The sequence below is a fragment of the Serratia grimesii NBRC 13537 genome, from assembly GCF_001590905.1.
In the GTDB taxonomy this organism is placed as follows: domain Bacteria; phylum Pseudomonadota; class Gammaproteobacteria; order Enterobacterales; family Enterobacteriaceae; genus Serratia; species Serratia grimesii.
Genome location: NZ_BCTT01000006.1, coordinates 139,399 through 152,726 on the forward strand (window position 1 = coordinate 139,399; position 13,328 = coordinate 152,726).

Annotated in this window: 7 protein-coding genes; 4 read left to right on the forward strand and 3 right to left on the reverse strand. The window is 53.9% G+C overall.

All coding sequences use genetic code 11. From position 1 onward, the window contains the following. Positions 1-61 precede the first annotated feature (61 nt). Both SGR01S_RS07355 and SGR01S_RS07360 read left to right on the forward strand, forming a co-directional pair. Positions 62-1,948, forward strand: coding sequence for a sigma-54-dependent Fis family transcriptional regulator (locus tag SGR01S_RS07355; RefSeq protein ID WP_061806983.1), 1,887 nt, complete (start codon positions 62-64; stop codon positions 1,946-1,948). 240 nt (positions 1,949-2,188) lie between these two features. Further along, positions 2,189-4,756 (forward strand): putative mucin/carbohydrate-binding domain-containing protein, encoded by a 2,568-nt coding sequence (locus SGR01S_RS07360; RefSeq protein WP_061806984.1) that lies wholly within the window; start codon positions 2,189-2,191, stop codon positions 4,754-4,756. Between the two features lie 64 nt (positions 4,757-4,820). On the opposite strand, the gene SGR01S_RS07365 is transcribed toward SGR01S_RS07360, so the two are convergent. From SGR01S_RS07365 to SGR01S_RS07375, 3 genes are read right to left on the reverse strand one after another with little or no spacing between them, the layout of a single operon-like run. Further along, positions 4,821-6,320 carry a SulP family inorganic anion transporter gene (locus SGR01S_RS07365; RefSeq protein ID WP_061806985.1) on the reverse strand — a complete coding sequence of 500 codons (1,500 nt, stop codon included), beginning with the start codon at positions 6,318-6,320 and terminating at the stop codon, positions 4,821-4,823. Beyond that, positions 6,317-6,937 (reverse strand): carbonic anhydrase, encoded by a 621-nt coding sequence (locus SGR01S_RS07370; RefSeq protein WP_037422733.1) that lies wholly within the window; start codon positions 6,935-6,937, stop codon positions 6,317-6,319. Before SGR01S_RS07370 ends, SGR01S_RS07365 begins: the two co-directional genes overlap by 4 nt. A gap of 25 nt (positions 6,938-6,962) precedes the next feature. After that, entirely contained in the window at positions 6,963-7,238 is a 276-nt protein-coding gene (locus tag SGR01S_RS07375) for a YdgH/BhsA/McbA family protein (RefSeq protein ID WP_051922599.1), read from the reverse strand. A 555-nt stretch (positions 7,239-7,793) separates the two neighbouring features. On the opposite strand from SGR01S_RS07375, the gene atzF reads away from it, so the two are divergent. Together atzF and uca are read left to right on the forward strand one after the other, a co-directional pair. Continuing rightward, positions 7,794-9,623 (forward strand): allophanate hydrolase, encoded by a 1,830-nt coding sequence (gene atzF, locus SGR01S_RS07380; RefSeq protein WP_061806986.1) that lies wholly within the window; start codon positions 7,794-7,796, stop codon positions 9,621-9,623. Between the two features lie 2 nt (positions 9,624-9,625). Beyond that, a complete protein-coding gene (gene uca, locus SGR01S_RS07385; RefSeq protein WP_061806987.1) occupies positions 9,626-13,249 on the forward strand; it encodes an urea carboxylase in 3,624 nt (1,207 codons plus the stop codon). Positions 13,250-13,328: the final 79 nt, after the last annotated feature.

Sequence of the window (13,328 nt, forward strand, 5' to 3'; positions counted from 1 at the left end):
TCTCGTTATCCCTGGCGTCTGACGGTATGGTTTCCATTCAACTTCCTTACAGGTCACGACAATGCACGCTTCCGGCCCAGGGTTAATTGATCCCGCCTCTATAGCTTTCCAACGTGTTTTGGATCGTTTGGCTCCGACAGATGCGACAGTGCTTATCGTTGGCGAAACCGGCACGGGTAAAGAGGTGGTGGCGCGTTATCTTCATCATCAGAGTCCACGGCGTGAGGGGCCCTTTCTGGCGGTGAACTGCGGAGCTCTGACCGAGAACCTGGCCGAATCGGAACTGTTTGGCCATGAGAAAGGGGCTTTTACGGGGGCAGTGGATCGCCATCAGGGATGGTTTGAGGCGGCGGAAGGTGGCACGCTGCTGCTAGATGAAATAGGTGAATTGAGTCTGCCGTTGCAGGTAAAACTGCTGCGTGTTTTGCAGGAACGGGAAGTGACCCGGGTTGGTTCTCATCGGCCGGTAAAAGTGAATGTCCGGGTCGTGGCTGCTACGCATGTGGATTTGGCGAACGCCATCCGCGAACGCCGCTTTCGTGAGGATCTCTATTATCGGCTGAATGTGGCTGCCGTTTCTCTGCCGCCTTTACGCCAGCGGCGAGAGGATATCCCATTGTTGGCTGAGCATTTCCTGACGCTGTATGCACGGCGGCTGGGGCGACTTCAGTTGCGACTCAGTGAAGAAGCGCTGGCAACCTTGATGAACTATTCATGGCCGGGGAATATCCGCGAACTGGAAAACACCCTGCACAATGCGGTGCTGCTAAGCAAAGAGCCGTTGATTACGCCACAGCAGCTCAGGTTGAGTGCTGAAAATGTCGGTTCACAGATTTATAGCGATGATTCGCTGGATGTGTTTCTTCGCCAGCAGCTTGAGGGTAATGATAGCCCTCTTTATCAGCGGGTGCTGGATTCTCTGGTGCGTAATGCTTTTGAACTGAGCCAGGGCAATCAGTTGCAAGCCGCGACACTGTTGGGGATAAGTCGTAATACATTACGTACCCATTTGGGGCATCTTGGTCTGATTAAGGCCAGACGAAGTGCAAAGGGGGGGAGACTAAACACCGCTCCGCGTGCCGTCAGTAATGAACGTGAGCTGCGCATTGGCTATCAGAAGTTTGGAAATCTGGGGATCCTCAAAGCACGTCAGTCATTGGAGGCTCACTTTGCCGACAGTGGCGTGAGTGTGTTGTGGAGCGAATTTCCTGCCGGCCCTCAGTTGCTGCATGCCTTGGCTAACCGTGAAATCGACTTTGGCACCACCGGTGAGGTTCCACCGTTATTTGCTCAGGCTGGCAACAGCCCGTTGTTGTATGTTGCCTGGGAACCCGCAGCGCCACAAAGTGTGGCATTGCTGGTAGCTCACGACAGCCCGATCCTCACTCTGGCCGACCTGCGTGGCAAACGGATTGCGGTCAACAAAGGCTCCAACGTTCATTATCTTTTGCTGCAACTGCTTGATGAAGCAGGGCTAACGCTGGAAGATGTGCGAGTGGTCTATGCACCGCCTAAATACCCACTAACCCCCAGCGATCATCACGCTGTGGATGCCTGGATGATGTGGGATCCCCTGCTGAGTGATGCTGAGCAACATGGTCAACTTAGGGTTATCGCCAATGGTGTTGGACGGGTAAAAAACCATCAGTTTTATCTCGCACATCGTGATTTTGTCAGGCACTCTCCCGATTTATTGCACGGGCTGATGGCTGCATTGGAACAAACCGGTCACTACATTGACGCCCACCGTGATGAGGCGGCGGCACTGTTATCGGCTGAATTGGGATTGGTGCCGTCTTCGCTCACCCATGCCTTGGCCCGCCGTAGCCATCAAACCCGCCGGATGGATGTGAATATTATTCGCCAGCAGCAGGCAATAGCTGACCGCTTTTATGCTTTAGGGTTGTTGCCACGTGCAATTAAAGTGCGTGAGGCAGTATGGCAATGATATATAGTCGTACTCATCAAGATAAATGCTCAAAATGTCTTTTAGTTTTGCACTGTCTCTCTGCTTCTTTCATTATGGATAATGTGATTATGCAATGATGACGTGCACGCAAAGAATATAATGCAGGTGACTACTTCTGTTGTGTGGTCGCTCAGCCACTCCTCACTGTTAGTACCCAAGATAATTCCCGGTTAATTTCTCATGGTCACTGATATGAAAAAGTAACTTTGAGGAATAAAAATGCCAACTATCACTAAATCTAAATCACTTTATACGTTGCCAAGACCGGAATGGTTAGATGCAGCGGGAATGAGTAAAGGTATTGGTCACGATCGTCAGCATCTGGGGATTATCCTCCCTGCGGGGCAAGTGCTGCGAGTGCGCCAAACTAATACAGCGTTTTCGACCAAACTGAAGCTGCGTTTGTTAAATGATGATAATAAAACGGAGGCTGAATTCAACGTTGGTAGCGATTGGGTTGAGGCACGCGTGAGCGCAGTCTCTGTACCGTTTATTGACACGCCTTATGTAGCAGGCGCGCCTGCCGTAGAGTTTGAATACCCGGATACGGTCAAGGCGTTACCCGTCTACCGTAAAGGTGAAAGCGAAACGGCATTTTTTGCGCGCTGGGATGCGCAGGATGCTGAGTTCTCGCTCGTAGATTCTGAATATGCAGTGCTCCTGGTACCTAAAGTCAGTAAAAATGATCTGAAGTCGTTGGGGGAAGCAAAAAATATTGATGGTCTGATCGCCTATTACGAGCGCATCTTCACATTTTATAATGCGCTGGCAGGCATTTCTTTTGAGGCTGAAGACAATTCCAGTCGTAATATAAAAAACCGATATTTTATCAAGGCCGATAAAAATGGCGCAGGTGCGGCTTATTATGGGGGCAATTGGACGGCGGAAAGTACCCCGTCAGTCAGCAGCTTCTGGTTGACGGCGAAAGATAATAACTGGGGGAGCCTGCATGAAATTGCACACGGTTACCAGGGGCACTTTATGGGCGATAAGTATTTTTCCACCGGTGAAGTGTGGAACAATATTTATGCCGCCTGCTATCAAAGTGTGATGTTGGGTGATCGTAAATACAAAGAAGGTTGGCTGTATAATTACGGCAATATCCTCTCTGTTGAAAAGCAAATTACCGACTATGTTATTCAGGCGAAACCGCTCAATCAGTGGGATCTACGCTCTAAACTGTACTTTATCGTATTGATGGTTGAGAAGGCTGGCCGTAACGCGTTTACGTATTTTAATCAACAGTATCGCAAGGATTGCAATACGGCGGGCTTTGTCCCTAGCGAACATGCTTTGTTGGATATGCTGTCGGAAAGCTTTGCCGTGGCCGGTAACAAAGTGGATGTTACGCCATTTATCCAATGGGTCGGTGGCTATGTGACCCAGACGCAGTGTAATCGAAACGCTTTTAGCCACGCCAAAGCCGTTTATCCGCTGTGCCAATTGGTCGGTGCACAGGATCTTGAAGCCGTGAAATTGCAGTTGAAATTGGATTCCACGTTGCAGTTGGTTGACTCAACCCAGTTGAAAGCCAGTGGCCTGAAAGGCAATGCGACACTGCATTTCAATATTGACGATTTTGCACAGATTTATGGCGAAGACCTGATCCTGATGGAAGGGGCGCGTTACGCCTATAAGACGCGGATCAACAGTCCAACCATGGTATTGAGCGAGTTACCCATTGGTGTTTACACTCTGCGTCTGCCAACCGGAAAAAACCATAAGTATCAGCCGACGCTCGGCTATCTGGTGCTGAAGCAGGGGGATAATGCGGTAGACATTCACTATGTTAAAAAGGTCTCCTCACCCATTGTTTCTCAAGACATTAACCTGCTGGGGCTGAGTGATGCTGTTTTCGCCACCGTGGTTGCCGATCACGGTAAAGGTAAGGTGGTGATTGACGTTACCAGCACCACGCCACACGCTTATTTTCCTGATATGACCTATGCCAAAATTATCGTGCGTAACCAGCAAAATGCGGTGGTTTTCAGTAAGGACATTCCTGGCACCAAGGCGACGTTGAGTCATGATGAATTGCCGTTCACCGTAGGTGACAAAATTGAAATTTATCATGAGGAACCGGGGCGGGTACGGGTGAGTCCGGCGTATCCAGACATTATTGATAGCAAAAACAAAACCAACGTTTTGCTCATTACCAAAAGCGGAATGAAAAATGAAGCGTTGATGGGCGACCCGGATCTCGCGTTATTGTCGCGCCTTGAGAGTGCAGCGCAGCGTTTACGCAGTGACCGTCAGGCTTATTATGCGCCGTTCTCGGTGTTTAAAGACGATATCTATTTGGCGATCAATACGTTTACCAGCCCTCAACGTGAACAGTTATTAGAAACCTATAAGGACTGTGTTCCTGCCAGTAATACCCGCCCAGAGGGCAATGTGGGTAATCTCTTTACCGTCGCTTGTAAGGGGATTAGCGATTGGCAGTTTCTGACCGGCACGGTTGATCTGGTGAAAAAAACCTTAACGGTGAACATTGAAGGCGGCATTGCGCACCACTACTTCCCAGAGATTTATGCCGCGATCAGTTATGACGACGCAGACGGTAATACTCTGTACCACCACGAAGTGATTGGCAGTGAAGCACGGCAAGCCAGTTCGGTAGTCCTGCCGATCTCAGGTTATGGCGGTGAGGTGATTCACCTGCATCATGAAGAGCCGGACAGCCGGTTAGTGATCACCAATGAGATGCAACATGTACGGTTGAGTGGGGTGGGCAAGCAACAGACTTATTGCATTACCCCGGTAGGTCTGGAGCGGATTACTGATTAACGTCCCCAGGGGGTCAGACCCCAATGCGAGAGGCGCCGGGAGATTTCCCCGGCGCTGTTTTAAGTTAGGATGCGTCACGTGCCAGAATATGGGTTGGCGGGTGCACACTGATACTGATCCGTTTTTCCCCTGCCGTTTGTCGGTATTCGTTAAGCATTGCGAGGATATCGTCGTCCAGATAATTAATCCCTTCGCAATCAATGATCACCGTGCTGTTAGGCTCAATCTGTCCCAATAGATGCTTTAACCGCATCTTGTTGAGAAAAGTCAGGTTTTGCTGGCACTGGAGCAAATAATGGTCGTTGTAGCGAGTCAGACGCAAGGCGTGACGATTGCTTTGATACAGGCTCCACAGCAGTTGCACGACCAGACCGAGTGCAATACCCGCTAACATGCCGAATGCCAGAATGCCACCGAGCGTGGTGATAAAAGGGACAAATTGCTGCAGGCCCTGACGCCACAGAGTGATAAAAATACGCGGATGTGCCAGTTTAAAACCGGTGTAAATCAGGATAGCCGCCAGACTGGCGAGTGGAATGTTGTTGAGCAGCTCAGTGAACAGCAGGGCGCTGAATAACAGTAGCACGCCGTGGAGTAAAATCGACACCCGGCTACGTGCGCCGGCCTGTACATTGGCGGAGCTGCGCACAATCACTGCGGTAATGGGCAAGCCGCCCAATAACCCGCTGATCAGGTTGCCCACGCCTTGGGCGCGCAGTTCTTTATCGGCAGAAGGTTCCGGCATCATTGGCGCCATTTTTTTCAGCGCTTCCTGACTCAGCAACGTTTCCAGACTGGCAACAATAGCCAACGTGATAGCGACCAGGTATACCGCCGGGTTGCGCCAAGCCTGCCAGTTTGGCAGAGAAAATTGCGTTTGCAGTGCTTCAATACTGGTCAGTGCCGGTAATTCTATTCGTGGCAACGTGCCTGTGGCGGGCCAAACCTTCTGGCCTAACCAGACAAACAAACACCCCCACAGTACGGCAATCAGCGGTCCGGGTAATGCCGTCAAACGCAGACGTTGTTTGAGCGACGATTTCCCCCAAAACGCAATCAGCAGTAGCGCACCCAGCGTCAGCATGACAGCCGCTGGAGCGATATCGTTTTGCAGTTGTGCGACTGACGGTTTCTCACTCAGGCCATGCCCAAGGGGATAGCCCATAGCCAGTGGCAACTGTTGAATGATCAGCAAAATGCCGATAGCTGCCAGCATGCCGTGGATCACCGCTCCGGGGATAAGTGCTGCCAGCTTGCCACCCCGCAGCAGGCCGAACGCCAGTTGCAAGATACCGGCCAGTAATAGCGCCAACAAAAACGACGGAAAATCACCTAACGTCACCATAGCGCCGGTCACTATGGTCACTAACCCGGCAGCAGGGCCGCTGACCGAAAAGGGCGAAGGGCTGAGCAGGGTGACGACAATGCCGCCGATCACCCCAGTGAGCAGCCCAACGAAGGGCGGCACGCCGCTGGCTTGCGCAATACCCAGGCTCAATGGTAGGGCGACCAGAAACACCACTAGCCCGGCGGGCAGGTCAAAACGCAGGTCTGCGCGATTCATGTCACCCTCCCGCCAGCGTTTCGCTGTTCCAGGACATTCAGAAAACCAGTGTGGAGATCGTAAATGCAACCGAACAGTGTTAATGCCGTATTGCGTTGCCAGGCTCGTTGAATCAATTGGGTTTCACTGAGGGTATTGAGCTGAAGCTGTACGTTAGTGCTTACTGCATTCTTCAGATGGGCTGTGTCGTCTGAACGGGAATCGGTGTCTGCCGGCAGATGCGGTTCCAGATTTGCGCGTAGTGTGTTGAGACGGCGGGTGAGTGAGTCCTCACTGGGGCTACTCTGGTTGCTCAGGGCAGATTGAATTCCACCGCACCCATAATGCCCACAAACCACAATAGCGCCGACGCCCAGATGCTCGACGGCGTATTGCACCACGCTCATCAAATTATCATCCTGCTCTTCAATCACGTTGGCAATATTACGGTGTACGAACAGTTCACCGGGTTGAGCTCGCACGATAGTTTCGGCGGGGACCCGACTGTCGGAACAGCCAATCCACAGAATTTGCGGTTTCTGCGCTTGTGCCAATTGCGGGAAGAAGTTTGGATCACGCCATTGCTGCTGGGTTGCCCAACTGCGATTTTTGACCAGTAAATGATTAATCGATGTCATGGGGGGCTCCTTGGGTGGGGGATATTTAGCAGCGATACAGATCGGCACTGACACGCAGGCCGCCGCCGTTGCCACCACCGGACACCAATGAATTAATACGGTAGTGGCTGGCACCGCGCTGTTTGGCAAGGGCATCTAGTTGGCTTTTGGCATCATCAGGTGACACGACGTTGCGTGACAATGAAACCGAGCCTATTTTTTGGCAATTATCAGCGGCTGCATTCAGTTCGACGGCGCTGTAGCTGAAGGTTGAAAACAGCACCAGCAGGGGAATGGCGAGAAAGACTTTACGTATAATCATCAGTAACTCCTGTAAATGGGTAGCCTAATTGCTGTACCGATAATAAGCAGGGGTTGTGTAAAGCTTTCAGCGGCGGGGGTAAATCTGGTTGAAAATGATGTAATTAAGCTTGTCAGGTAATAGAGTAACATTACGTCAATTTTTAGGTTTTTATTCCATTTGTTTTTAATTTTATAGTTTTAAATTTTATAAAATTCAGGGTTTAATGTTTTATCGTGCTATTGGTAATTTTATCTTAATGATTAACCAACCATGTTGCTGTGTAACTAATTAATTCAATCGAATGGCTTTCTGCTTATTTATGATTAATCGAAACGTGGTATTCCGCTGAATACACAGATTTTGTGGTTAATACCTCGCGCTCAATTTTTGGGGGACAATAAAATAGAAGCGCTCCTGCACCTTTTTTGTTCGCCAATTGCGCGTCGTTGGTGCAGGTTTTTTTAATCTTTAGTCATAAGTTTTAATTATAATTTATTGGAATCAGCCAATTAAAAATTGGCACGCTGGTTGCTCTGGTGAATCCCATCTTGTGTACTAGATGGAATTCAGCCAATGACCCAGTCTGTTAATCTGCGCGGTTTCACCCTCAGTGAATGGCAGCATTATTATCACACCCACTCGGCTGGCGAGCGGGTGGCTTGTGTGCGTGCAACGTTAGCCGCATTGGTCGCGGCTCTGCCGGCAGATGACAATGCCTGGCTGTATCTTGCCGATGCGGCACAACGCGAAGCGCAGTGCCAGCGGTTGGCGCACCAGCTTGAAGCCGTTGCTGGAGATATCAGCCGCCTGCCACTGTTTGGCGTGCCGTTTGCAGTCAAAGACAATATCGACGTTGGTGGCTGGCCGACGACCGCGGCCTGCCCAGAGTTCGCTTATCAAGCGGCAGTTGACGCCACTGTCGTCGCCAACCTGTGCGCCGCTGGCGCTATTGTCATCGGTAAAACCAATCTTGATCAGTTTGCCACTGGCCTGGTAGGCACCCGCTCGCCGCACGGCGCGGTGGTTAACAGTTTCGATAGCCGCTATGTCAGCGGTGGCTCCAGTTCCGGGTCGGCCTCTGTGGTGGCCCGTGGTTTGACGCCGTTCTCACTGGGTACCGACACGGCTGGCTCGGGGCGTGTCCCGGCGGGGTTCAACAACATTGTTGGCCTGAAACCCACCAAGGGATGGTTGTCGAACCGTGGCGTGGTCCCCGCTTGTCGGTTGAATGACACCGTATCGGTATTTGCCCTGACAGTGGCGGACGCCGCGCTGGTGGCCGAACTGGCAGGTGGTTATGACGCTGCCGATGCCTACTCCCGCATTAATCCCCATACTGCCCCGGCGGATCTCCCCGCAGCCCCCCGCTTTGCCGTGCCTGCCCAACTTGAGTTTTTCGGCGATGTACAGGCCGAACAGGCATTTCAACGGGCATTGGGGCAGCTGCAACGCTGCGGTGTGACGCTGGAAACGCTCGATTTTACCCCGTTTCGTGTACTGGCTGAGCAGCTGTATTACGGCCCTTGGGTGGCGGAGCGTACCCTGGCGGTCGAAGCCATGCTGAGCGCTAACCCGCAGGCCATCAACCCGGTGGTGCGCGGTATCGTCAATAACGGACTGAAGTACAGCGCCTGTGATGCTTACAAAGCAGAATATCTCCGTGCCGAACTGGCGCGGCAGATCGGGCAACGGCTTGCCGCTTTCGATGCATTGGTAGTACCGACCTCACCGACTATTCGTACCTTAGCGGAAATGGAACAAGAACCGGTGTTGTTCAATTCGCAGTTTGGGACTTACACCAATTTCACCAACCTGGCCGATCTGAGCGCATTGGCACTGCCAGCAACGATGCGTGATGACGGCTTGCCTGCGGGCATCACACTGGTTGCACCTGCCTGGCACGATCGAGCGTTGGCGGCATTTGGGCTGCGCTGGCAGCAGGCCCAGGATCTACCGCTTGGCGCGACCGGTCGCTCGCGATCACCGTTGCAGTCGTTGATGCCGTCTCCTCAGTACGTACGGGTGGCGGTCGTCGGCGCTCACCTCAGTGACATGCCACTGAATTTCCAGCTCACACAGCGTTCGGCGACCCGGGTAGAGCAAACCACGACCGCGCCTTGCTATCGCCTCTACGCGCTGGCCAATACTCAGCCGCCAAAACCGGGGCTGGTTAAAGCTGAGCGGGGGGGCGCTATCCACGTTGAACTGTGGGATATCCCGCTGGCGCGTTTCGGTGAGTTTGTCGCTGAGATTCCTGCCCCACTGGGTATTGGCACGGTGTTACTGGCAGATGGCCGCCGGGTGAAAGGCTTTATTTGTGAATCTTGGGCGTTACCGGAGGCCACGGATATCACCGAATTTGGCGGTTGGCGCAACTACATCGCCAGCCAGAAGGGGGCTTGATCATGTTTACTACCGTACTTATTGCTAACCGCGGCGAAATTGCCTGTCGCACCATTCGTACCCTGAAACGTCTGGGAGTGACCAGCGTAGCGGTCTATTCAGACCCTGATCGTAATGCACCGCACGTGACCGAAGCCGATATGGCGGTTGCGCTCGGTGGCGAAAAGGCGAGTGACAGTTACTTGTGTATTGACAAGATCCTGGCTGCGGCGAGAGAAAGCGGCGCACAGGCGATCTACCCCGGTTATGGCTTCCTCTCTGAGAGCGCCGAATTTGCCGAAGCCTGCGAAGCAGCGGGCATCACTTTTATCGGCCCTACGGCGGCGCAAATTCGTGAGTTTGGCCTGAAACACCGGGCGCGTGAGCTGGCGGCGGTGGCGCAGGTGCCGATGACGCCAGGTACCGGCTTACTGGACAGCATTGAAGAGGCGGTTAACGCCGCCCGAGAGATTGGCTATCCAGTGATGCTGAAAAGTACCGCGGGAGGTGGCGGTATCGGCTTGACGCGCTGCGACGACGAAGCTGCATTGCGTGAGGCCTTCGACAGTGTGAAACGGTTGGGCGAGCAGTTCTTCCGTGATTCTGGGGCGTTTATCGAACGCTTTGTCGATCAGGCTCGCCATGTCGAAGTGCAGATCTTTGGTGATGGTCAGGGATGGGTGGTGGCGCTCGGCGAGCGCGACTGTTCATTGCAACGTCGTAACCAGAAAGTCGTGGAGGAAACCCCTGCACCGAACCTACCGGCGGCTACCCGTCAGGCGTTACATCAGGCGGCGGTGGCACTGGGGGCCTCAGTCAATTACCGCAGCGCGGGTACCGTAGAGTTTATCTACGACGGCGCTCGCGACGAATTTTATTTCCTTGAAGTGAATACGCGTCTGCAGGTGGAGCATCCGGTCACAGAGAGGGTGACCGGGTTGGATCTGATTGAATGCATGTTGCAGGTGGCGGCGGGTGATGCGCTGGATTGGGCGGCGCTGCAACGACCGCCACAGGGAGCATCGATTGAGGTGCGTATTTATGCTGAAGATCCGCTGAAGAACTTCCAGCCCAGCCCGGGCGTCTTGACCGATGTGTACTTCCCGGAGTCCGTACGGGTTGACGGCTGGGTTGCTACCGGCAGTGATGTGTCCGCATTTTACGACCCGATGATCGCCAAGTTGATTGTTCACGGGGATGATCGCCAACAGGCGCTGGAGAAAATGCGGGTAGCGCTGGATGCCACCCGGTTGCACGGCATTGCCACCAATTTGGATTACCTGCGGCAGGTGATTGCGACGGCCGAATTTCAAACCGGGAGCGTGTGGACCCGTATGCTGGACAGTTTCCGCTACCACTCCAATAGTATTGAAGTGTTGCAGCCGGGCACATACAGCAGCGTACAGGATTACCCAGGACGTCTCGGTTATTGGGATATTGGAGTGCCGCCATCGGGCCCGATGGACGACTTCGCCTTCCGGTTGGCTAACCGCATCGTTGGCAACCACCCCAGTGCTGCCGGGTTAGAGTTTACCCTACAGGGGCCAACCTTACGCTTCCATTGTGACGCCACCATTGCCTTGACGGGGGCGGACTGCCCGGCTGATCTGGACGGTGAGGCCTTGGACTATTGGAAGCCGATAACCGTTAGGGCCGGGCAGGTGCTGAGGCTTGGTCGTGCTCAGCATGGATGTCGCAGTTATTTGGCGGTACGTAACGGTTTCGACGTCCCGGTGTACTTAGGGAGCCGTTCGACTTTTGTGCTGGGGCAGTTTGGTGGTCACGCTGGGCGCACCTTGCGCGTAGCGGACATGCTGGCGGTATCTCAGCCGGCGCTGGCGGCCTCTACCACCCCAGCGCCGGTCGCCGCACCGCAGGCGATGGACGACAGCCTGATCCCGCAGTATGGCAACCTGTGGAACATTGGTGTGTTGTATGGCCCTCACGGTGCACCGGACTTCTTCACGCCAGAATCTATCGACAACTTCTTTGCTGCCGAATGGCAGGTGCATTACAACTCCAACCGACTGGGCGTGCGCCTGTCTGGACCCAAACCCGATTGGGCACGGCAGGACGGCGGTGAAGCAGGGTTACATCCGTCTAACGTACACGACTGCGAATACGCTATTGGTGCGATTAACTTCACCGGCGATTTTCCGGTGATCCTTACCCGTGATGGGCCGAGCCTCGGTGGTTTTGTCTGTCCGGTGACTATCGCCAAGGCTGAGCTGTGGAAGGTCGGTCAGGTGAAACCGGGCGATCGCATCCGTTTTCATCCCATCGGCTTTAAACAGGCGCAATCACTGGAGCAGGCACAGCTCGGCAGCATCGAAGCGTTAGCCGCAGTGAAGGCTATTACCCTGGCACCGCCGGACCTGACGCCGGGTATCACCGCTTCCGCTACCATTCTGGCGGCATTACCTTCCAACAACAGTCGCCCGGCGGTGGTCTATCGTCAAGCCGGGGATGGTTACATTTTGCTGGAGTACGGTGACAACGTACTCGATCTGGCACTGCGGCTGCGCATCCATCTGCTGATGCAGTCGCTCAAGCAGGACATGATCCCCGGCGTTGAGGAGTTGTCACCCGGCGTACGATCGCTGCAAATCCGTTACGACAGCCGCACGCTTGGTCAGGCCGATTTATTGGCGCGCTTGCTGCTGCGTGAAGAGACGCTAGGCGATGTCAGCCAGTTGAAGGTGCCGACGCGCACGGTTTACCTGCCGATGGCGTTTGAAGACTCTGCCACCTTGGGGGCGGTGGAGCGCTATCAGCAAACGGTGCGTTCATCCGCCCCATGGTTGCCAAACAATGTTGATTTCATCCAGCGCATCAATGGGCTAAGCACCCGTGAACAGGTGCGCGACATCATTTTTGATGCCAGCTACCTGATCCTCGGATTGGGCGACGTTTACCTCGGCGCGCCGTGTGCGGTACCGATCGACCCGCGCCACCGATTACTCAGTTCCAAATATAACCCGGCGCGAACCCATACAGCAGAAGGCACGGTTGGCATCGGCGGCATGTACATGTGCATCTATGGCATGGATTCACCGGGCGGCTACCAACTGGTCGGACGCACGCTACCGATCTGGAACAAATTCCTCAAAAACCCTCAGTTCAGCGCCGGTGAACCCTGGTTGCTGCATTTCTTTGATCAGGTGCGCTTTTACCCGGTCAGCGAGCAGGAACTCGATGAACAACGCGAGGCTTTCCGTGAAGGTCGCGCTCAGATCCGCATCGAAGACAGCGAGTTTGATTTTGCCGAGTATCGCCGTTTCTTGACGAATAACGCTGAGGAAATCAGCGCATTCCAGCAGCGCCAGCAGCAGGCATTTAACCACGAAGTGACGCGGTGGCAGGCTGAGGAAGGCGAAGCTGAGGCCCAATTGCTGCCGCCGCAGGACGATGAAGAAGAGATCGATGGTTATCTGGTGAGCGCCGATCTGAACGGCAACGTGTGGAAAATTCTGGTGGAGCCCGGCCAAACCGTGGAAGCCGGCCAGCCGCTGATCGTGGTCGAGGCGATGAAAATGGAGCTGGCGGTTACTGCGCCACGCGCCGGGATCATTAAGCGTATCAGTTGCCGACAGGGGCGACCAGTGGGGCCAGGGGATGCACTGTTGTGGCTAGAGCATGCCAGCTAGCGGTGGTACTGGCCATATTGAGATTGGGCAGGTACGGCCAGCGCGTTGGTTTTGATCAGGAAATTCACGAGCGACATCG

Coding starts and splice junctions, on each gene's coding strand:
- SGR01S_RS07355 (WP_061806983.1), top strand. CDS start 62: ATGCACGCTTCCGGCCCAGGGTTAATTGATCCCGCCTCTATAGCTTTC.
- SGR01S_RS07360 (WP_061806984.1), top strand. CDS start 2,189: ATGCCAACTATCACTAAATCTAAATCACTTTATACGTTGCCAAGACCG.
- SGR01S_RS07365 (WP_061806985.1), bottom strand. CDS start 6,320: ATGAATCGCGCAGACCTGCGTTTTGACCTGCCCGCCGGGCTAGTGGTG.
- SGR01S_RS07370 (WP_037422733.1), bottom strand. CDS start 6,937: ATGACATCGATTAATCATTTACTGGTCAAAAATCGCAGTTGGGCAACC.
- SGR01S_RS07375 (WP_051922599.1), bottom strand. CDS start 7,238: ATGATTATACGTAAAGTCTTTCTCGCCATTCCCCTGCTGGTGCTGTTT.
- atzF (WP_061806986.1), top strand. CDS start 7,794: ATGACCCAGTCTGTTAATCTGCGCGGTTTCACCCTCAGTGAATGGCAG.
- uca (WP_061806987.1), top strand. CDS start 9,626: ATGTTTACTACCGTACTTATTGCTAACCGCGGCGAAATTGCCTGTCGC.